This is a genomic window from Falsirhodobacter sp. 20TX0035 (assembly GCF_028307215.1).
In the GTDB taxonomy this organism is placed as follows: Bacteria; Pseudomonadota; Alphaproteobacteria; order Rhodobacterales; family Rhodobacteraceae; genus Falsirhodobacter.
Genome location: NZ_JAQMHV010000001.1, coordinates 386,664 through 404,000, shown reverse-complemented (window position 1 = coordinate 404,000; position 17,337 = coordinate 386,664). Strand labels below are relative to the sequence as shown.

At 68.6% G+C, this 17,337-nt stretch carries 22 protein-coding genes; 8 read left to right on the top strand and 14 right to left on the bottom strand.

Going from position 1 to position 17,337, the window contains the following annotated elements:
• Positions 1 to 13: 13 nt before the first annotated feature.
• From lysA to argH, 4 genes are read right to left on the bottom strand one after another with little or no spacing between them, the layout of a single operon-like run.
• Positions 14 to 1,279 (bottom strand): diaminopimelate decarboxylase, encoded by a 1,266-nt coding sequence (gene lysA / locus PIJ50_RS02135; protein ID WP_271972275.1) that lies wholly within the window; start codon positions 1,277 to 1,279, stop codon positions 14 to 16.
• Complete coding sequence (locus PIJ50_RS02130) at positions 1,280 to 1,423, bottom strand: hypothetical protein (protein WP_271972273.1); 144 nt, start codon at positions 1,421 to 1,423, stop codon at positions 1,280 to 1,282.
• Positions 1,424 to 1,430: 7 nt separating this feature from the next.
• On the bottom strand, positions 1,431 to 1,586 hold the full coding sequence (locus tag PIJ50_RS02125; RefSeq protein WP_271972271.1) for a hypothetical protein: 156 nt from the start codon (positions 1,584 to 1,586) through the stop codon (positions 1,431 to 1,433).
• On the bottom strand, positions 1,583 to 2,983 hold the full coding sequence (argH, locus tag PIJ50_RS02120; protein ID WP_271972269.1) for an argininosuccinate lyase: 1,401 nt from the start codon (positions 2,981 to 2,983) through the stop codon (positions 1,583 to 1,585). The genes PIJ50_RS02125 and argH overlap by 4 nt, the downstream gene beginning before the upstream one ends.
• Before the next feature lie 23 nt (positions 2,984 to 3,006).
• On the opposite strand from argH, the gene PIJ50_RS02115 reads away from it, so the two are divergent.
• Positions 3,007 to 3,537 carry a TlpA family protein disulfide reductase gene (locus PIJ50_RS02115; protein ID WP_271972268.1) on the top strand — a complete coding sequence of 177 codons (531 nt, stop codon included), beginning with the start codon at positions 3,007 to 3,009 and terminating at the stop codon, positions 3,535 to 3,537.
• Here the strand turns inward: PIJ50_RS02115 and PIJ50_RS02110 are convergent.
• A complete protein-coding gene (locus tag PIJ50_RS02110; protein ID WP_271972267.1) occupies positions 3,496 to 4,089 on the bottom strand; it encodes a DNA-3-methyladenine glycosylase I in 594 nt (197 codons plus the stop codon). The two genes, PIJ50_RS02115 and PIJ50_RS02110, sit on opposite strands and share 42 nt — an antisense overlap.
• A gap of 97 nt (positions 4,090 to 4,186) precedes the next feature.
• Here PIJ50_RS02110 and PIJ50_RS02105 point away from each other — a divergent pair, with 97 nt between their 5' ends.
• Positions 4,187 to 5,011, top strand: a complete 825-nt coding sequence (locus PIJ50_RS02105; RefSeq protein WP_271972266.1) for an EAL domain-containing protein — start codon at positions 4,187 to 4,189, stop codon at positions 5,009 to 5,011.
• A 39-nt stretch (positions 5,012 to 5,050) separates the two neighbouring features.
• Here the strand turns inward: PIJ50_RS02105 and PIJ50_RS02100 are convergent, their stop codons facing one another.
• The 3 genes from PIJ50_RS02100 to PIJ50_RS02090 are packed head-to-tail and all read right to left on the bottom strand — an operon-like array spanning position 5,051 to position 6,272.
• A complete protein-coding gene (locus PIJ50_RS02100) occupies positions 5,051 to 5,218 on the bottom strand; it encodes a YdcH family protein (protein ID WP_271972265.1) in 168 nt (55 codons plus the stop codon).
• Between the two features lie 56 nt (positions 5,219 to 5,274).
• Positions 5,275 to 6,057, bottom strand: a complete 783-nt coding sequence (locus PIJ50_RS02095; protein ID WP_271972263.1) for a tRNA1(Val) (adenine(37)-N6)-methyltransferase — start codon at positions 6,055 to 6,057, stop codon at positions 5,275 to 5,277.
• Positions 6,057 to 6,272 carry a putative signal transducing protein gene (locus PIJ50_RS02090; protein ID WP_271972262.1) on the bottom strand — a complete coding sequence of 72 codons (216 nt, stop codon included), beginning with the start codon at positions 6,270 to 6,272 and terminating at the stop codon, positions 6,057 to 6,059. The genes PIJ50_RS02095 and PIJ50_RS02090 overlap by 1 nt, the downstream gene beginning before the upstream one ends.
• 107 nt (positions 6,273 to 6,379) lie before the next feature.
• Between PIJ50_RS02090 and PIJ50_RS02085 the strand changes: the two genes are divergently transcribed.
• Positions 6,380 to 7,318 (top strand): polyprenyl synthetase family protein, encoded by a 939-nt coding sequence (locus PIJ50_RS02085; RefSeq protein ID WP_271972929.1) that lies wholly within the window; start codon positions 6,380 to 6,382, stop codon positions 7,316 to 7,318.
• Here PIJ50_RS02085 and PIJ50_RS02080 read toward each other — a convergent pair.
• The 3 genes from PIJ50_RS02080 to PIJ50_RS02070 all read right to left on the bottom strand — a co-directional run bounded on the left by PIJ50_RS02080 (position 7,315) and on the right by PIJ50_RS02070 (position 11,555).
• Positions 7,315 to 8,130 carry a 4-(cytidine 5'-diphospho)-2-C-methyl-D-erythritol kinase gene (locus tag PIJ50_RS02080; protein ID WP_271972260.1) on the bottom strand — a complete coding sequence of 272 codons (816 nt, stop codon included), beginning with the start codon at positions 8,128 to 8,130 and terminating at the stop codon, positions 7,315 to 7,317. The two genes, PIJ50_RS02085 and PIJ50_RS02080, sit on opposite strands and share 4 nt — an antisense overlap.
• Positions 8,117 to 9,823, bottom strand: a complete 1,707-nt coding sequence (locus tag PIJ50_RS02075) for a tetratricopeptide repeat protein (protein WP_271972259.1) — start codon at positions 9,821 to 9,823, stop codon at positions 8,117 to 8,119. The genes PIJ50_RS02080 and PIJ50_RS02075 overlap by 14 nt, the downstream gene beginning before the upstream one ends.
• An 85-nt stretch (positions 9,824 to 9,908) precedes the next feature.
• Positions 9,909 to 11,555, bottom strand: coding sequence for an electron transfer flavoprotein-ubiquinone oxidoreductase (locus PIJ50_RS02070; RefSeq protein ID WP_271972257.1), 1,647 nt, complete (start codon positions 11,553 to 11,555; stop codon positions 9,909 to 9,911).
• A 240-nt stretch (positions 11,556 to 11,795) separates the two neighbouring features.
• Here PIJ50_RS02070 and greA point away from each other — a divergent pair, with 240 nt between their 5' ends.
• Both greA and PIJ50_RS02060 read left to right on the top strand, forming a co-directional pair.
• On the top strand, positions 11,796 to 12,266 hold the full coding sequence (greA, locus tag PIJ50_RS02065; RefSeq protein ID WP_271972255.1) for a transcription elongation factor GreA: 471 nt from the start codon (positions 11,796 to 11,798) through the stop codon (positions 12,264 to 12,266).
• Between the two features lie 7 nt (positions 12,267 to 12,273).
• Positions 12,274 to 13,137 (top strand): hypothetical protein, encoded by an 864-nt coding sequence (locus tag PIJ50_RS02060; protein WP_271972253.1) that lies wholly within the window; start codon positions 12,274 to 12,276, stop codon positions 13,135 to 13,137.
• Between the two features lie 8 nt (positions 13,138 to 13,145).
• On the opposite strand, the gene PIJ50_RS02055 is transcribed toward PIJ50_RS02060, so the two are convergent.
• Positions 13,146 to 13,736 carry a GNAT family N-acetyltransferase gene (locus PIJ50_RS02055; protein WP_271972251.1) on the bottom strand — a complete coding sequence of 197 codons (591 nt, stop codon included), beginning with the start codon at positions 13,734 to 13,736 and terminating at the stop codon, positions 13,146 to 13,148.
• A gap of 80 nt (positions 13,737 to 13,816) precedes the next feature.
• Here PIJ50_RS02055 and PIJ50_RS02050 point away from each other — a divergent pair, with 80 nt between their 5' ends.
• Both PIJ50_RS02050 and PIJ50_RS02045 read left to right on the top strand, forming a co-directional pair.
• On the top strand, positions 13,817 to 14,512 hold the full coding sequence (locus PIJ50_RS02050) for an AzlC family ABC transporter permease (RefSeq protein ID WP_271972250.1): 696 nt from the start codon (positions 13,817 to 13,819) through the stop codon (positions 14,510 to 14,512).
• Complete coding sequence (locus PIJ50_RS02045) at positions 14,509 to 14,829, top strand: branched-chain amino acid transport AzlD family protein (RefSeq protein ID WP_271972248.1); 321 nt, start codon at positions 14,509 to 14,511, stop codon at positions 14,827 to 14,829. The genes PIJ50_RS02050 and PIJ50_RS02045 overlap by 4 nt, the downstream gene beginning before the upstream one ends.
• Here PIJ50_RS02045 and PIJ50_RS02040 read toward each other — a convergent pair.
• Positions 14,823 to 15,443, bottom strand: a complete 621-nt coding sequence (locus tag PIJ50_RS02040) for a hypothetical protein (protein ID WP_271972246.1) — start codon at positions 15,441 to 15,443, stop codon at positions 14,823 to 14,825. The genes PIJ50_RS02045 and PIJ50_RS02040 overlap by 7 nt on opposite strands.
• Positions 15,444 to 15,557: 114 nt before the next feature.
• Between PIJ50_RS02040 and PIJ50_RS02035 the strand changes: the two genes are divergently transcribed.
• On the top strand, positions 15,558 to 16,493 hold the full coding sequence (locus PIJ50_RS02035; protein ID WP_271972244.1) for an L-threonylcarbamoyladenylate synthase: 936 nt from the start codon (positions 15,558 to 15,560) through the stop codon (positions 16,491 to 16,493).
• An 18-nt stretch (positions 16,494 to 16,511) separates the two neighbouring features.
• Here PIJ50_RS02035 and PIJ50_RS02030 read toward each other — a convergent pair whose 3' ends face one another.
• Positions 16,512 to 17,336: a prephenate dehydratase gene (locus tag PIJ50_RS02030; RefSeq protein WP_271972241.1), complete on the bottom strand. Its 825-nt coding sequence runs from the start codon at positions 17,334 to 17,336 to the stop codon at positions 16,512 to 16,514.
• Position 17,337 lies beyond the last annotated feature (1 nt).

Sequence of the window (17,337 nt, the reverse complement as noted above, 5' to 3'; positions counted from 1 at the left end):
AGCCTGGCCGCATCTACAGCCAGTCCGGTATGGTATCGCGCGAAAGGATTTCGTCAAACGTCGGACGGGCGCGAATGACGGCATAGTGATCGTCCTTCACCAGAACCTCGGGGATCAGGGGACGGGTGTTGTATTCGGACGCCATCACAGCGCCATAAGCCCCGGCCGAGCGGAAGGCGACCAGATCCCCTTCGGCCAGCGCGGGCAGGGGGCGGGCCTTGGCAAAGGTGTCGCCGGTTTCGCAGACCGGGCCCACCACGTCGTAGGGCTGCTGGTCGGCGCCCACGACCGGCTCCTCCACCGCGACGATGTCGTGATGCGCGCCGTACATGGACGGGCGGACAAGGTCGTTCATCGCGGCGTCGAGGATCAGGAAATCCCGCCCCTCGCCGTTCTTGACGTAGATCACGCGGCTGACCAGAACCCCGGAATTGCCCGAGATCAGGCGCCCCGGCTCGATCTCGATCTCGCAGCCCAGATCGCCCACGGTGCGCTTGATCAGCGCGCCGTAGTCGGTGGGAAGGGGCGGCGCCTCGTTCCCGCGGGCGTAGGGGATGCCAAGGCCGCCGCCCAGATCCAAGCGGCGGATGTCGTGGCCTTCGGCGCGCAGGCGGCGGGTCAGGTCCGCGACCTTGAGATAGGCCTGCTCGAACGGCTCCAGCTCGGTCAGCTGGCTGCCGATGTGCACGTCGATGCCCACCACGTCCAGACCGGGCAGGCGGGCGGCTTCGGCATACACCTCGGACGCGCGGGCGATGGGGATGCCGAACTTGTTTTCCGACTTGCCGGTCGCGATCTTTTCATGGGTGCGGGCGTCCACGTCGGGGTTCACGCGGATGGTGATCGGGGCGACCTTGCCCAGCGACACCGCGACCTCGGACAGGGCGCGCATCTCGGGCTCGGATTCCACGTTGAACTGGCGGATGCCGCCTTCCAGCGCGATCCGCATCTCCTCGCGCGTCTTGCCGACGCCGGAAAAGACGATCCGGTCGCCCGGAACGCCCGCGGCCTTGGCCCGCAGGTATTCGCCGGCCGACACCACGTCCATGCCCGCGCCCAGATCGCCCAGCGTCTTCAGCACCGCCACGTTCGACAGCGACTTGATGGCAAAGCACACAAGATGCGGCAGCGGCGACAGCGCTTCGGTGAACAGCCGGTAGTGGCGCGTCAGCGTGGCGGTGGAATAGCAGTAGAAGGGCGTGCCGACGACGCGGGCGATGTCGGCCAGCGCCACATCCTCGGCGTGCAGCGTGCCGGAGCGGTAGGCGAAGTGATCCATTTAGCGGTTGATCTCGGGCTGGGTGTCGGCAGGGAAAATCTCGGTCCCGTTGGGCGCGACGGGTTCGCCGTCGACGCCGCAGCCGGACAGGGCGACAAAGGTGGCAAAGGCCAGCAGGCAGGCCAGAAGGATCGGGTGGCTCATGAAGACCTCAGGGGCTGACCGCCACGCCGACACCGCCCATGCGGCCGCTGACGGAAGGGGCGGCATAGACGCCGCCCGGCCCGATGCCGATGCCCGCGTTCAGATACGGACCCGTATCGCAGGCGGCCAGCAGCAGCAGGGCAAGGACGGCAACGGGTTTCATCGGAGGATGTCCTTCCAGCGGGCGACCTGCGCGCGGACCTGATCCGGCGCGGTGCCCCCGTAGGATTGCCGCGAACGGACGGAGTTGTCCACGCCCAGAACGTCGAACACGTCGGCCCGGATGCCGGCATGGACCTCCTGCATGTCGGCCAGCGTCAGGTCGGGCAGGTCGCAGCCCTTGGCTTCGGCCCGCGCCACCAGCGTGCCGGTGACGTGGTGGGCGTCGCGGAAGGGCAGGCCCAGTTCGCGCACCAGCCAGTCGGCCAGATCGGTGGCGGTGGAGAAGCCCGAGGCCGCGGCCCTTTTCAGTTCCGCCGTGTTGGCCTGCATGTCGCCCACCATCCCCGTCATCGCGGCCAGGCACAGCATCAGGGTGTCGGCGGCGTCGAAGACCTGCTCCTTGTCCTCCTGCATGTCCTTGGAATAGGTCAGGGGCAGGCCCTTCATCACGGTGAAGAGGGCGACCGTTGCACCGAGGATGCGCCCGATCTTGGCGCGCAGCAGCTCGGCCGCGTCCGGGTTCTTCTTCTGCGGCATGATCGAACTGCCGGTCGTCCAACGGTCCGACAGGCGCACGAAACGGAACTGGGCCGAGGACCAGATCACCAGCTCCTCGGCAAAGCGGCTCAGGTGCATGGCGGTGATGGCGGAGGCGGACAGGAACTCCAGCGCGAAATCGCGGTCGGCCACGGAGTCGAGGCTGTTGGCCGTGGGCCGGTCGAAGCCAAGAGCCTTGGCCGTCGCATGACGGTCGATGGGGAAGGAGGTGCCGGCCAGCGCGGCGGCCCCCAGCGGGCATTCGTTCATCCGCGCGCGGGCGTCGCGGAAGCGGGACAGGTCGCGGCCCAGCATCTCGGCATAGGCCAGCATGTGGTGGCCCCATGTCACGGGCTGCGCGGTCTGCAGATGGGTGAAGCCGGGCATGACCCAGTCGGCCCCCTCCTCGGCCTGGGCCACGAAGGCGCGCAGCAGCGCCTCGATCCCGGTGATGGCGGCGTCGCACTGGTCGCGCACCCACATGCGGAAATCGACGGCCACCTGGTCGTTGCGCGACCGTGCGGTGTGCAGGCGTCCGGCCGGCTCTCCGATGATCTCCTTCAGGCGGGCTTCCACGTTCATGTGGATGTCCTCCAGATCCTCGCGGAAGGGGAAGGCGCCGCCCTCGATCTCTGACAACACCGTGAGAAGGCCTTGGCCGATCGCCTCCGCATCGCTATCCGTGATGATGCCCTGTGCCGCGAGCATCGCCGCATGGGCCCGGGATCCGGCGATGTCCTGTGCCGCCATCCGCTGGTCGAACCCGATCGAGGCGTTGATCGCCGTCATGATCGCGTCCGGACCGGCGGCAAAGCGCCCGCCCCACATGGCGTTGGCAGAGGACTGATCGGATGCGGTCATGGAAAAAGCCTTCGGAGGTTCTGATGCTGCGCGTCCTGTTCGTCTATACCGCCTTGGCGCTTGGCGCAAATACGGCGATGGCCGATGTGCCGGCGGCGCAGGCCGTGCAGGCGGGCGACATGCGCAAGCTGGCCTTCGAGGAGGCGAAACCCTTGCCCGCCGCCGATCTTCTGACGCTGGAGGACGAGGTGCAGGCCCTTCCGGCCGGCAAGTGGACGGTGCTGAACTTCTGGGCCACCTGGTGCCCACCTTGCCGGAAGGAGATGCCATCCTTGGACCGGTTGCAGGCCGCGCGTCCCGACCTTGCGGTGGTGACGGTGGCCACGGGGCGCAACCCGGTGCCGAAGATCCGCCAGTTCTTCGCCGAACAGTCCGTCACCCACGTGACCGCCTTGCGCGATCCCGATCAGGCGCTGGCGCGCAAGGTGGGCGTGATCGGCCTGCCGGTGACGCTGATCCTGAACCCCGAAGGACAGATCGTGGGCCGCCTGACGGGCGACGCCGAATGGGATTCACCCGACGCGCTGGCCGTTCTGGATGCGCTGTCCCGCTGACAGGCAGCGCGCACGGGCGGGGCAGCCGACCAGATGGTCGTTGATCAGCCCCGAGGCCTGAAGGAAGGCGTAGGTGATCGTCGGCCCGCAGAAGCGGAACCCCCGCTTGCGCAGGTCCTTCGAGATGCGGTGTGACAGGTCCGTGGCCGCCGGAATGTCGGCCGGGGTTTCGGGCGCGTTCACAAGGGGCGTGCCGTCCACGTAATCCCACAGGAAGGCGCCGAAGTCGGGCATGTCCAGATAGGCGCGGGCGTTCAGGATCGTCGCCTCGATCTTGCCGCGGTGGCGGATGATGCGCGGATCGGCCAGAAGGCGCGTCACCTCCGCTTCCCCCCATCCGGCGATGGTTTCGGGGTGGAAGCCTTCGAAGGCCGCGCGGAACCCGTCGCGCCGCCGCAGGATCGTGATCCAAGACAGCCCCGCCTGAAACCCGTCCAGGATCAGCTTTTCCCACAACACGCGCGGATCGGTGTCGGGCATGCCCCATTCGGTGTCGTGATAGGCGACATAGACGGGGTCCGTCCCGCACCAGTGGCAGCGCTGCCCGTCCATGTGCCGGTCCGCCCAATTCGATGCAAATGCGAAATCTTCAGCTTTTGTTTACGAGGCATGCCCCAAGTTGTCCAGCGTGGGACTCGGAGAGGATTCGATGGCTGAGAACAAGCGCAAGGCGGCGATCGAGGGCACGCCTCTGGGATTCGCGATCTCGGAAAACGACCGGCAGACGTTGGCGATGGTGTCGCAGGCGCTGGATCAGAAGCGGGTGAAACTGGCCTTCCAGCCGGTCGTGCTCGGCTCCGATCCGACGCGGGTGGCGTTTCACGAAGGGCTGATCCGCATTCTGGACCCCACGGGCCGGGTGATCCCGGCGCGGGATTTCATGGCGGCGGTGGAGGAACAGGAAACTGGCCGGCGCATCGACGTCGCGGCGCTGGAGGCGGGCCTGTGGACGCTGTCGCAGAACCCGACCCTGCGGCTGGCGGTGAACATGTCCGCGCGGTCCGTGGGCTATGCCCCATGGATGCGGGCGCTGCGCCACGGGCTGAAGCGCGACGCCACGGTGGGTGAGCGGTTGATCCTGGAGATCACCGAAAGCTCCGCCATGCTGGTGCCGGAGCTGGTGGTGTCGTTCATGGACGAACTGCAGCAATACGGCATCGCCTTTGCGCTGGACGACTTCGGCGCGGGCTTCACGGCCTTCCGCTATTTCAAGGACTTCTTCTTCGACATGGTGAAGATCGACGGGCAGTTCGTCCGCGGCATCGCGCGGGACCCGGACAACCAGGTGCTGACGCGGGCGCTGCAATCCATCGCCCAGCAGTTCGAGATGGTGACGGTGGCCGAATCCGTCGAAACCGTGGCCGAGGCGGAGTTCCTGCGCGGGATCGGCATCGACTGCCTGCAGGGCTATCTGTTCGGCGCCCCGACCACGAAGCCGGACTGGTCGCGGGACGCGATGTCCCTATCGGCGTAAGGCTGGTGCGCTGGCGCAAGGACGCCAGCGCCGCGCGGATCAGATCCGCGTCAGACGATTGATTTCTTCCTTGAGACGAAGCTTCTGCTTCTTCATCTCGGCAACCTTGATGGCGTCGGCGGCGGGTTGGCGCTGTTCCCAGACCACCGAGTTCGAGAGAGAATCGTGCTTGCGGCGCAGTTCTTGCAGATGCGAGGCAACAGACATGACGGTCTCCTGTGTGATTGCGTGTAAAAGAATTGCAACACGCTCTTTGAGTCGTGTCACGCGTTCTTTTCGCCGATGCGCGATCCGCTGCGCGAAGGCGCGAAAAGGGGATGCGGAAAGCCGCCGCCCTGCCGAAGTATGGTGCGGGCCAAGGGTGTGACATCCTCGCCATCGTGATTATGTGCGGGCGCCGCGTGCAGAATGGCAGGGGCGGCCAGCACGAAGGCCGCGCGTCCGCCCTTGCGGGCCTGCAGGATCAGCCGCTTCGGCGCCCGGCCTGCGCGCGCGGCCAGCGGCAGCACCACGACCGACCCGACCGAAGGGGGCATCCCGCACAGCGCATCCGGCAGCCGGTCCGCCCCGAAGATCAGCGTCATCGTCCCGCCGGGGCGCAGACGCCGGGCCATCACCTCCATCCAGCGGGCCAGCGGCAGATCCTCGCGCAGCGCAAGATCGCGCCCGGGGTCGCGGGACGGGGTGCCGCCGGCGTAATAGGGTGGATTGGCCATCACGTGATCGAAGCTGTCCGTAAGGGCAAGGCGGTCCAGATCGCCCTCGATCACCTCCAGCGGCAGGGCGTTCGCGTCGGCGTTGCGCCGCGCAAGGTCGGCGTAATCGGCCTGAACCTCCACCCCCGTCAGATGCGCGCCTGTGCGGTGCGCAAGGCACAAAGCCGCGACACCCACGCCGCAGCCCAGTTCCAGAACGCGCTGTCCGGCCTTCGCCGGCACGGCGGCGGCCAGGAACACCGGATCGGTCGCGGCGCGGTAGCCGTCCCGCGGCTGCAGGATGCGCAGGCGGCCGTCCAGGAACCCGTCCTCGGTCAGGGCGGCGAACATCAGTGGCCCAGAAGGACGCCGTTGTCGGTCAGGGCGCGGGCGGCGGCGGCGTGGTCATCCTCGTGCACCATCATCCGGCGGGGCAGGGCGCCGATGCCGCCGTCCAGGATGCTCATGTGGACGTCCATGACAAAGACGTCTATACCCTCGCCCTGAAGCAGCGCCTGTGCGAAGGCGATCACTGTGGGGTCGGTGGTGCGCAGAAGCTCTTTCATCGCAAAAGGATATGCGGCAGGCGCAGGTTTGTCGAGGATCGGGGACTGACGTGGACGACGTTTCGCAAAAACCGCATGACCGGCTGGGCGACTGGCTGGGATCGGACATGGATCGGGTCAACGTCCTGATCCGGGAACGGATGGCCTCGGAACACGCGCCGCGCATCCCCGAGGTGACGGCCCATCTGGTGGAGGCGGGCGGCAAGCGCCTGCGCCCGATGCTGGTTCTGGCCGCCGCGCGGATGTGCGGGTATGACGGGCCCTTCCACATCCACCTGGCCGCCACGGTGGAGTTCATCCACACCGCGACCCTGCTGCACGACGACGTGGTGGACGAAAGCGCCCAGCGGCGCGGTCGGCCGACGGCGAACCTGCTGTGGGACAACAAATCCTCGGTCCTGGTGGGCGACTACCTGTTCGCGCGGTCGTTCCAAACCATGGTCGAACCCGGGCGGATGGACGTGCTGGACGTGCTGTGTAACGCTTCCGCCACCATCGCCGAGGGTGAGGTGCTGCAACTGACCGCCGCGCAGGATCTGGCGACGACGGAAGCGATCTATCTTCAGGTGGTGCGCGGCAAGACGGCGGCCTTGTTCGCCGCCGCGGCCGAGGTGGGCGGCATGATCGCGGACGCCGCACCTGAACAGGTCAAGGGCCTGCGCGATTATGGTGACGCGCTGGGCATCGCCTTCCAGATCGTGGACGACCTTCTGGATTACGGCGGGGTGGCGGAAACCATCGGCAAGAACACCGGCGACGACTTCCGCGAACGCAAACTGACCCTGCCCGTGATCAAGGCCGTGGCCCTTGCCGATGCCGAGGAGCGGGAATTCTGGGACCGCACGATCGCCCAGGGCGATCAGCGCGACGGCGATCTGGACAAGGCGCAGGCGATCCTGGCCCGCCACGGTGCGCTGGACGCCGCGCGCGCGGACGCGCTGGCCTGGGCCGACCGGGCCAAGGCCGCGCTGGACCCGCTGCCCGAACACACGCTGCGCGGAATGCTGGTCGATCTGGCCGATTACGTCGTGGCGCGCATCCGCTAAGTTTCCAGCGGCGCCGCGGCCCGCCACCAGCCTTCGGGCAGGGCCCCGGCCCCGGCACGGGCTTCGGCTTCGGTCGCGAACAGGCCGAAGCAGGTGGCCCCCGACCCCGACATGCGCGCGAACAGGCAGCCCGGCAGGTCGGCCAGCGCGTCGCGCACCGTGGCGATGACCGGGGCGATCGCGATGGCGGGCGCTTCCAGATCGTTGCGGGTCGCGCGCAGCCAGCGGGCCAGTTCCATCACCGTGGCAAAGGCCGGAATGTCCGGAAGCGGGGCGCCGAACCCCGCCAGCCCCTTGAACACCGGGCCGGTGGGCACGGGCACGCGCGGATTGGCCAGCACCAGCCACGCCTTCGGCATCAGCACCGGGTCCAGCCGTTCGCCGATCCCCGCCATCCGCGCGGGCGAACCGTTGAGGCAGACCGGCACATCTGCGCCAAGCGCCAGCACCTGTTCGGGCGGGGGCAGGGGGCGGCCCGTCAGGCCCGACATGATCTTCAGCGTGGCCGCCGCATCCGCCGATCCGCCGCCGATGCCCGACGCCACGGGCAGCACCTTGTCCAGCCGCAGCCGCGCCGTGCCCATCAGGCGCGCGGCGCGCAGGACAAGGTTGTCGTCTTCTCCCTGAAGGCTGGCCGCTTCGGGGCCCGTCACCTCCAGCGTCAGGGCGTCGGCAGTCTGGCCGACCAGCCGGTCGCCCACGCCCGCAAACACCACAAGGCTGTTCAGCAGGTGATACCCGTCCTCCCGCCGCCCCGTCACGTGCAGGGCGAGGTTCACCTTGGCGCGGGCCAGCGCCTCAATGGTCGTCATGGACGGCCTTGGTCAGCGTGGCGGCGAAATCGGTCTGCCCCTCGTCGGTCAGCACCTGCGTCAGGCCCTTTTCCAGCTTGAGGTTGATGCGCTCCACCTCCGCCGCCTCGGGGGCGAAGACCAGCGCGCGGCGCCACTGGAACCGCGCTTCGTCCCGCCGGCCCACGGCCCAGTAGATGTCGCCCAGATGGTCCGTCAGGATCGGATCGGCGGGTTCCAGAAGAACCGCCGTTTCCATGGGCGCCACCGCCTCGTCAAAGCGGCCCAGCTTGAAGAAGGCCCAGGCGAGGCTGTCCTGGATCGCGCCGGATTCGGGCATGGCGGCCACCGCACGCTCGATCATGTCCAGCGCCTCGTCCAGCTTGCGGTGCTGTTCGACCAGCGAATAGCCAAGGTAGTTCAGCACGTCCGGCTGGTCGGGCATCAGGTCCAGCGCGGCGCGCATGTCGGCCTCCGCCTCCTCTTTCCGGCCAAGGCGGTCGTTGGTGATGCCGCGGCTGAACAGGACTGGCCAGTACTGCTTGGAGGGGGAGCCGATCATCTGCAGCGCCTTGTCGTATTGCGGCAGGGCGGCGACGAAATCCTCGGTCTGGCGCAGGGCGTCGGCCAGCGCCACCTGCACGCCAAGGGCGTCGGGGCGTTCGGCGGCCAGCGCCTTCAGCGTGTCCACCGCCTCGCGGTCCTGCCCGTTGGTGAACAGGGCGTCGGCTTCGGAGATGTTGGCCGCCTCGTGCAGCGGATCCGTGTCGGGGACGGCGCCATAGGCGGCGATGGCCATGGCCGTCTGCCCCTGTCCCCCCAGAAGATCGCCCACCAGGATCTGCGCCTCGGCGTGATCGGGGCGCAGGTCGGTGGCCACGCGGGCGTAGACGAGGGTGAACGTGTCGCCCGCTTCGGCGGACAGGGCGGAGGCGAGGGTGTAGAACACCTCGGCCATACCCTCCTGCGGGGTGCGGACGATGTCCCAGGGCAGGGATTCGCCGGCGTCCAGCGCGGTGGTCAGCATGCGCCGAACCGGATCGGATTCGGCGAAGCTCTGGGCCAGAAGCTCCCGCGCCTCGTCCTTGCGGTCCAGCTGCGACAAAAGCTGCACGCGGGCCAGCGTGCCGCGGCGGGTGACGGCGACGGGATGATCGGGATCGGCCAGAATGGCCTCCGCCCCCTCCAGATCGCCCACCATCGCAAGGGCCAGCGCCTTGTGATACAGCCCGAAGGCCTGCAGGCCCTGCGATTGCGCCACCTTGTCGAAGGCCGTCATCGCGGCGTCGGCCTGCCCGCGCCCCAGTTCCGCCCAGCCGGTGATCAGCTGCTGCATCACGGCGCCCACGGCTTCCAGATCCGTGTCCAGCCCGATGATGCCGTCCCAATCGCCGGCCTTGGCCAGCTTGTCGACCAGCGCCACATACATCGTCGGGCTTTGCAGGTTCAGCGATCCCATGGTCTGCGCCACGGCCGAAGCCTCGTCGAACTGGCCGGCGGCGATGTGGGCGATCAGGGTGCCTTCCAGCAGCGCCGGATTGGCGGTGTCGGCGGCCGTGGCGCGGGTGTACCAGGCGGCGGCCAACGCATGATCCCCCTCTTCGGCCGCGATGCGGGCGGCCAGATAGGCCCCTGCGTCCTGCGCCATGGCACCGGCGGGAAGGCACAGCGCCAAAGCCAGCGCGGCAAGACGGGAAACGGACGTGTCGGGCATGGGGCCTCCGGCTGCAACCAGGCGACGATAGGGCGCATCGCGGCGGATCGCAAACCCTTCCCCGGTCCTGACGCGGCCGGGATCCTCACATGTTCGGGTAGTTGGGCCCGTCGCCGCCCTGCGGCGTGGTCCAGACGATGTTGCGGGGGGGGTCCTTGATGTCGCAGGTCTTGCAGTGGACGCAGTTCTGGAAGTTGATGACGAAGCGCGGCCCGGCGGCGTCCTCCACCACCTCGTAGACGCCCGCAGGGCAGTAGCGTTGCGAGGGTTCGGCGTAGGTCGGCAGGGTAAAGGCGATGGGGATCGCGGGATCCTTCAGCTTCAGATGGCAGGGCTGGCTTTCCTCGTGGTTGGTGAAGGAAAAGGCCACGTTGGTCAGCCGGTCGAAGGACAGCACGCCGTCGGGTTTGGGATAGGCGATGGGCGTGAAGTCCGCCGCCTTGCCGGTGGCGGCCGCGTCCGTCTTGCCATGGCCCAGCGTGCCCATCAGCGAGCGGCCGAACCGCTCGTTCGTCCACATGTCGACGCCGCCCAGCACCAGCGAGCCGAGAAGCCCGAACCGCGACCACAGCGGCTTGACGTTGCGGACCGTCTTCAGGTCTTTCCCGATCGCGCCGGTGCGCACGGCGGTGTCATAGGCGTCCAGCGTGTCGCCCTCGCGGCCTGCCGCGATGGCCTCGCTGGCCGCGTCGGCCGCGGCGATGCCCGACAGCATGGCGTTGTGGTTGCCCTTGATGCGCGGCAGGTTCACCATGCCCGCAGCGCAGCCCAGAAGCGCCACGCCCGGCGCCACCAGCCGGGGCAGCGACTGCCAGCCCCCCTCGCTGATCGCGCGCGCGCCGTAGGACACGCGCTTGCCGCCTGCGAGCAGGTCGGCCACCATTGGGTGGTGCTTGAAGCGCTGGAACTCCTGATACGGGGACAGATACGGGTTCTCGTAGCCCAGATGGACCACGAAGCCGATCAGGATCTGGTTGTTCTCGGCGTGGTAGATGAAGGACCCGCCGCCCGCGTTCTTGCCCAGAGGCCAGCCCAGGGTGTGGGTGACCGTCCCCTCGCGGTGCTTGGCGGGGTCGATCTCCCAGATCTCCTTCATGCCGAGGCCGTACTTCTGCGGCTCGGACGCTTCCAGCCCGTGCCGGGCGATGACCTGCTGGGACAGGGATCCGCGCACGCCTTCGGCCAGCAGCACGTACTTGCCGTGCAGCTCCATCCCCGGCTCGTATCCCGGGCCGGGGGTGCCGTCGGGGTTGCGGCCGAACTCGCCCGCCACGACGCCCTTCAGCCGGTCGCCCTCGTAGACGAGTTCCGAGCAGGCCATGCCGGGGAAGATCTCCACCCCCAGCCCCTCGGCCTGTTCGGCCAGCCACCGGCAGACGTTGCCCATCGACACGATGTAGTTGCCGTGGTTCGACATCAGCTTGGGCATCGGGCCGTTCGGCAGCCGCGTCTGCCCCGTCTCGGTCAGGTGGAAGAAGTGGTCGGCGGTCACGCCCACGGTGACGGGGGCGCCCATGTTGCGCCAGTCGGGCAGCAGCGCGTCCAGCCCCACCGGGTCCAGGACCGCCCCCGACAGGATGTGGGCGCCCACCTCCGACCCCTTTTCCAGAAGCACCACCGACAGATCGGGGTTCACCTGCTTCAACCGGATCGCCGCCGACAGCCCCGCCGGACCACCCCCCACGATGACAACGTCGTAGTCCATCGATTCGCGCGTGATCTCGGCAGGCATGTCGCTTCTCCGGCTTGGGATGTTCCCGGGCTGAAGGCCCGTTTGTGACGCAGGCGTGGCGCGGGGTCAACGCGGCAATCCCCCTTGCCTGCCGGGAAACAAGGTGGCGATGGGACATGTTTCGCGCAAGGCGGGGCAGGGCGCTTGCAATTCAGGTCCCGCTCTGTGCAGTCTGCGGACGAAGAACCCAAGGTCACGGCTCCCTCGCGGACCGTGGCTTTGCTTTTACGGTAAAGGCCCATGGACAAGATCCCGATGACCCGCGCGGGGTTCAACGCGCTCGACCAAGAACTGAAGACGCTGAAAACGGTGGAGCGTCCCTCCGTGATCCGCGCCATCGCCGAGGCGCGCGAACTGGGCGACCTGTCCGAGAACGCCGAATACCATTCCGCGCGCGAGAAGCAGAGCTTCATCGAAGGGCGCATCAAGGAGCTTGAAGGCACCCTGTCGCTGGCCGAGGTCATCGACCCGACCAAGCTGTCGGGCGCCATCAAGTTCGGCGCGACCGTGACCCTGGTGGACGAGGACACGGACGAGGAGCGCACCTACCAGATCGTGGGCGAGGCCGAGGCCGACATCGAGAACGGCCTTCTGAACATGCGCTCCCCCCTTGCGCGGGCGCTGATCGGCAAGGACGAAGGCGACAGCGTCGAGGTGAAGACCCCCGGCGGCGATCGCAGCTACGAGGTCGTTTCGATCCGTTACATCTGAGGGCGGCATGGCAGACAATGACAGGCAGGGCCATGGTGCGGGACGACCCGGCGCCGAGGGACCGTTGATCGAGATCGCGGGGGCGGCGGGCATCGTCCTGTGGCTGGGCGCCGTGATCGGCTGGTGGGTGTCGCAGCCCGAAGGGCAGGGGCCGGGCCTGTTCATGGCGCTTCTTCTGATCGGGGGGCCGCTGGCGCTGATGGTGGGGCTGATCTCCACCCTCCGGGCGCTGCGGGATCTGCGGGCCGAAACCGCCCGCCTGCACGGCGCGCTGGACGCGGCCCGGACCGAACCGCAGGGCATGACGCGTCCGGCCGTGGCACGGACCGAACCACCGCGCGCGATGCCGGTCGACGTTCCGGCGGCCGAGCCGGTCTGGGAGGAGGAGCCCGTTCCGTCCGAACTGACGCTGGACGATTACCTGCGCGCCCTGAACTTTCCCGATTCGCCCGACGACGTCGAAGGGATCGCCGCGCTTCAGGCCGTCCTGAACGATCCGGAGGCCGCGCGCCTGATCCGTTCGGCGCAGGACGTCCTGACCCTTCTGGCCGAGGACGGGGTGTTCGTGGACGATCTGGTGCCCGAAGCGCCGCGCCCCGACCTGTGGCGCCGCTTTGCCGGGGGCGAACGGTCCCCGGCCACCACGGCCATCGCCGCGATCCGCGACCGCGCGGCCCTGGGCACCGTGGCGGCCCGTCTGCGCGAGGATCAGATCTTCCAGGACGCCGCGCACCACTTCCTGCGCAGCTTCGACCGCAGCCTGCCCGCCTTTGGCGAATACGCCACGGACGGGGAACTGGCGGCGCTGGCTGAAACCCGCACCGCCCGCGCCTTCATGCTGGTGGCGCGCGCCGCGGGTTCGTTCGAATAAGGCGCGGGTCAGTCCGGACAGGGACGCTTGGTCCGGACCATGGTCACGGTGGCGGCAAAGCCGAACAGCGTGGCCGCCGCCCGCGCCCGGTGCATCCCGACCGCGCGAAAGCCCAGACGTTCGTAAAGCCGCCGCGCGTCCAGGTTCGTGTCCACCACATCCAGCCGGACCGCCGCGTATCCCTGACGACGGGCCTTGGTGCAGATCGCGCCGATCAGGGCCGTGCCCACGCCCCGGTTCCGCGCACCTTCCGCCACGCACAGCCCGTCGATCAGAAAGCGTTCGTTGTCCGTGTCCTGCACCAGCAGTCCCAGCGCGTGGCGCCGCCATAAGGCGCCCAGCGTGCCGTAGCTGGCGCGCATGACGGACGCGTCCGCCGCCACGAAGGCGCCCCGCGCGGTCTTGAAGCCGCAGATGCCCAGAAGCCGATCCCCCTCCACCGCGGCCAGAACGTGATCGGCGCGGATGGCGCGGCGGACGAAGTCCCGGCCGCGATCGTCCGGGCCCAGCACGCGGCCCAGTTTCCCCCCGAAGGCCTGCCAATAAAGCTCTGCCGCGGCGGATCGATGCCGTTCGGGCAGCCCGTCCAGGATCTTCATCCGCACCTCCCCGTGCCGGCGATTGCAATGGCCCTGCCAAGCGCCTATGCCAGCGGCATCCTTGCGTAAAGCGTGAACCGATGCTGCGCCGTTCCTTTCTTCTGGGCCTGCAGGCCTCTGCGCCCTTCATCCTTGTTATCGTGCCCTTTGCCCTGCTGTTCGGGGTCGTGGCGACCGAGGCTGGCCTGAACCTTGCGCAAACGATGGGCTTTTCCATCCTTATGGTGGCGGGGGCCGCGCAGTTCGTGGCCCTGCAACTGTCGCAGGAGAATGCGCCCACCCTTGTCATCCTGATCACGGCGCTTGCGGTGAACCTGCGCCTGATGATGTATTCGGCGGCGCTGGCCCCGTTGGTGGGGCAGGCCAGCCTTTGGCAACGGATCGTCATCGCCTACACGCTGACCGATCAAAGCTTCGCGCTGACGATGGACATGGCCGAACGGGCGCCGCGCCCCTTGCCCGAGATCCTGGCCTTCTATGCCGGAACGGCGGTACCGACCGTGCTGCTCTGGTATGTGTTCACGCTGGTCGGGGCCGTGGCGGGCACGGCCATTCCCGAATCCTTCGCGCTGGATTTCGCCTTGCCGATCACCTTTCTTGCGATGCTGGCCCCCATGCTCCGGACCTTGGCACATGTGGCCGCCTGCCTGACCTCGGTCCTCGGCTCGCTCGCGCTGGCGGGGGTGCCCTACGGGATGGGCGTGCTGGTGGCGGCGCTGCTGGCGATGGCGGTCGGGGCGCAGGTCGAAACGTGGCAGAAGCGGGAGGCCGCGTGATGGACGACCTCTGGACGCTGATCCTCGTGCTCGGTCTGGGCACGTTCCTTCTGCGCTTTTCGTTCCTGGGCCTGATGATGGGGCGGCAGTTCCCGCGCTGGGCCCGGCGGTGGCTGCGCTACACCCCAGTTGCGGTGCTGCCGGGGCTGGTGGCGCCCATGGTCCTGTGGCCCGACATCACGGGCGGAGAGGTCGATCCCGCCCGTTTGTGCGCCGCCGTGATCACGGTGCTGCTGGGGGTGGTGACCCGCAGCACGCTGTACGCGATCCTGGGCGGCGCGGCCATGCTCTATGGCCTGCTTTGGATGCTTCAGTAGGCGGCGACCTGCGCGCGCGGATCGCCGGGCTGCACCAGTTCCACGCCGTAATCCTTGCGGGCGGTGGCGTCGGTGATCCGGCGTTCCTGCACGCCCGGAACCTCGGCAAACTCTTTGCGCAGGTTGGCCGGGAACCACGTGCCGCCGACGGATTCAAAGCCCGGCACCCCGTTCAGCATGGCCGAGATGGAATGCGCGCATTGCGCCTTGCCCACGGCACCCCAGCCTTCGGCCCGCCGCGCGACCATGTCGGCCACCTCACGCGACACGGGCACGGTCTGTTCGATCATGTCCCAGTTTTCACGCGCGTGATAGTCGATGTAGAAGTCGACCATCTTGTCGTTCATGCCATAGATCACGTCGTTGCGTTCCGGCAGCTGCGGGTGCGAGAAGGTGCCCGCCGGGTCGAACAGGATGCGCTGACTGCCGTTGATCAGCAGGCCCGAATGCCCGCCTCGGCCCGTGCTGGGGCGCACCACGGTGAACAGCGTGATCGAGGGCGGGTCGTCGCTGCGGAAGGCCGCGCGCTGGACGGCGGCCTCGGGGGCCCATTTCGGCTCCGCGCAGGCCGCAAGGCTCAGCACGGCCAGAAGGCTCAGAAAGATGTTGCGCATGAAAGCTCCGGGATGTCGGTCGAACTGGGGTGTAGCGCGCGGAAGGGGGGCTGTCACCCTTGCGAGCCCCGGGATGTGGAGGTAGCGAGGAAGGTGTGTTGCAAAGGCCATGATATGGACACCCGCCTGATCCTTCCCGACGATGCCGGTCTGCGGGACGCGGCCGCGATCCTGCGCGCGGGCGGGCTGGTCGGGTTTCCGTCGGAAACGGTCTATGGACTGGGGGGCGACGCGCGCAGCGACCGCGCCGTGGCCCGCATCTACGAGGCGAAGGGACGTCCCAGCTTCAACCCCCTGATCGTGCATCTGCCGGATGCGGAGGCCGTGGCGCGCTATGCCGTGTTGCCTGCGGACTTCGAACGTCTGGCCCGGTTCTGGCCGGGGCCGCTGACGCTGGTACTGCCCCTGCGGGCCGATGCGGGGCTGTCGCCTTTGGTGACGGCGGGTCTGGACAGCGTGGCCGTCCGGGTGCCCGCCCATCCGGTGACGCGCGGCCTGCTCCGGGCCTTTGGGGGGCCCATGGCCGGCCCTTCGGCCAATCCGTCGGGGCGCATCAGCCCGACGCGGGCCGCGCATGTTCTGGACGGGCTGTCCGGCCGGATCGAGGCGGTGCTGGACGGCGGGCCCTGCGCGGTGGGCGTGGAATCGACGATCCTCGGTCTGGTGGGGCGGCCGCAGTTGCTGCGCCCCGGCGGCGTTTCGGCCGAGGCGCTGGAGGCGGTGCTGGGTCCGCTGGCCACGGGCGGGGACGCGGCCAAGCCCTCGGCCCCCGGCCAGCTTTTGTCGCACTATGCCCCACGAGGCCGGGTGCGGCTGAACACCCGCGCCACGGAACACGAGGTCGGGATCGGCTTCGGCCCGGGGCCGGAGGCGCTGAACCTTTCGCCCGCTGCCGACATGGTGGAGGCGGCGGCCAACCTGTTCCACATGCTGCGTCTGGCCGACGGACAGGCGGGGGAGGGCGGCACGATCGCCGTCGCGCCCATCCCCGACAGCGGCCTGGGCCGCGCGATCAACGACCGCCTGCGCCGCGCGGCCGCCCCCCGCTGATCTGCGGGGGGCCCGACCTCAGGACCGGCGGCGCGGATAGCTGCCGAGGATGGTGATGTTGGTCGTGAAATAGGCCAGTTCGTCCAGCGCCAGCTTCACGTTCGGATCGTCGGGATGGCCCTCGATGTCGGCATAGAACTCGGTCGCGACAAAGGCCCCGCCGACCATGTAGCTTTCCAGCTTGGTCATGTTGATGCCGTTCGTCGCGAACCCGCCCAGCGCCTTGTAAAGGGCGGCCGGAATGTTGCGGACGCGGAAGGTGAAGGTGGTGACCATCCGGTCGGCGCGGCGCGACAGGTCCGCCTCGCGCGCGCACAGAAGAAAGCGCGTGGTGTTGTCGGCGTTGTCCTCCACCCCGTCGGCGAGGATATCAAGGCCGTAGATCTCGGCCGCGAGCCGCGGGGCGAGGGCGGCGAGCGCCGGATCGCCCCGTTCCGCGACCACGCGGGCGGAACCGGCAGTGTCGGCGCCGGTCAGGGTGGTGATGCCGTGCTGGCGCAGGAAGCCGCGCACCTGTCCTAGGAGGACCGCATGGCTCATGGCCTGGCGCACGCCGGACAGGGTGGCGCCGCGCGGGCCCATCAGGGCCACCTCCACCCGCACGAAGGCTTCGTCGATGATCTTCAGGCCGGAATTGGGCAACAGGGCGTGGATGTCGGCCACGCGGCCATAGGTGGAGTTTTCGACCGGCAGCATGGCCAGATCCGCCTCGCCCGACAGGCAGGCCTCGATCGCGTCCTCAAAGGTGGGGCGGGGCAGCACCTCCATGTCGGGACGGGCGTTGCGGCAGGCGGCGTGGGAATAGGCGCCGAGTTCCCCCTGAAAAGCGATGCGTGCGGTCATA

What these genes read in the sequence shown, in the direction of transcription:
- PIJ50_RS02105 (WP_271972266.1), top strand. Translation starts at nt 4,187, where the DNA reads ATGGCTGAGAACAAGCGCAAGGCGGCGATCGAGGGCACGCCTCTGGGA.
- PIJ50_RS02100 (WP_271972265.1), bottom strand. Translation starts at nt 5,218, where the DNA reads ATGTCTGTTGCCTCGCATCTGCAAGAACTGCGCCGCAAGCACGATTCT.
- PIJ50_RS02050 (WP_271972250.1), top strand. Translation starts at nt 13,817, where the DNA reads ATGCTGCGCCGTTCCTTTCTTCTGGGCCTGCAGGCCTCTGCGCCCTTC.
- lysA (WP_271972275.1), bottom strand. Translation starts at nt 1,279, where the DNA reads ATGGATCACTTCGCCTACCGCTCCGGCACGCTGCACGCCGAGGATGTG.
- PIJ50_RS02070 (WP_271972257.1), bottom strand. Translation starts at nt 11,555, where the DNA reads ATGCCTGCCGAGATCACGCGCGAATCGATGGACTACGACGTTGTCATC.
- PIJ50_RS02110 (WP_271972267.1), bottom strand. Translation starts at nt 4,089, where the DNA reads ATGGACGGGCAGCGCTGCCACTGGTGCGGGACGGACCCCGTCTATGTC.
- PIJ50_RS02055 (WP_271972251.1), bottom strand. Translation starts at nt 13,736, where the DNA reads ATGAAGATCCTGGACGGGCTGCCCGAACGGCATCGATCCGCCGCGGCA.
- PIJ50_RS02090 (WP_271972262.1), bottom strand. Translation starts at nt 6,272, where the DNA reads ATGAAAGAGCTTCTGCGCACCACCGACCCCACAGTGATCGCCTTCGCA.
- argH (WP_271972269.1), bottom strand. Translation starts at nt 2,983, where the DNA reads ATGACCGCATCCGATCAGTCCTCTGCCAACGCCATGTGGGGCGGGCGC.
- PIJ50_RS02095 (WP_271972263.1), bottom strand. Translation starts at nt 6,057, where the DNA reads ATGTTCGCCGCCCTGACCGAGGACGGGTTCCTGGACGGCCGCCTGCGC.
- PIJ50_RS02035 (WP_271972244.1), top strand. Translation starts at nt 15,558, where the DNA reads ATGGACACCCGCCTGATCCTTCCCGACGATGCCGGTCTGCGGGACGCG.
- PIJ50_RS02060 (WP_271972253.1), top strand. Translation starts at nt 12,274, where the DNA reads ATGGCAGACAATGACAGGCAGGGCCATGGTGCGGGACGACCCGGCGCC.
- PIJ50_RS02115 (WP_271972268.1), top strand. Translation starts at nt 3,007, where the DNA reads ATGCTGCGCGTCCTGTTCGTCTATACCGCCTTGGCGCTTGGCGCAAAT.
- PIJ50_RS02085 (WP_271972929.1), top strand. Translation starts at nt 6,380, where the DNA reads ATGGATCGGGTCAACGTCCTGATCCGGGAACGGATGGCCTCGGAACAC.
- PIJ50_RS02030 (WP_271972241.1), bottom strand. Translation starts at nt 17,336, where the DNA reads ATGACCGCACGCATCGCTTTTCAGGGGGAACTCGGCGCCTATTCCCAC.
- PIJ50_RS02075 (WP_271972259.1), bottom strand. Translation starts at nt 9,823, where the DNA reads ATGCCCGACACGTCCGTTTCCCGTCTTGCCGCGCTGGCTTTGGCGCTG.
- PIJ50_RS02080 (WP_271972260.1), bottom strand. Translation starts at nt 8,130, where the DNA reads ATGACGACCATTGAGGCGCTGGCCCGCGCCAAGGTGAACCTCGCCCTG.
- greA (WP_271972255.1), top strand. Translation starts at nt 11,796, where the DNA reads ATGGACAAGATCCCGATGACCCGCGCGGGGTTCAACGCGCTCGACCAA.
- PIJ50_RS02040 (WP_271972246.1), bottom strand. Translation starts at nt 15,443, where the DNA reads ATGCGCAACATCTTTCTGAGCCTTCTGGCCGTGCTGAGCCTTGCGGCC.
- PIJ50_RS02125 (WP_271972271.1), bottom strand. Translation starts at nt 1,586, where the DNA reads ATGAAACCCGTTGCCGTCCTTGCCCTGCTGCTGCTGGCCGCCTGCGAT.
- PIJ50_RS02130 (WP_271972273.1), bottom strand. Translation starts at nt 1,423, where the DNA reads ATGAGCCACCCGATCCTTCTGGCCTGCCTGCTGGCCTTTGCCACCTTT.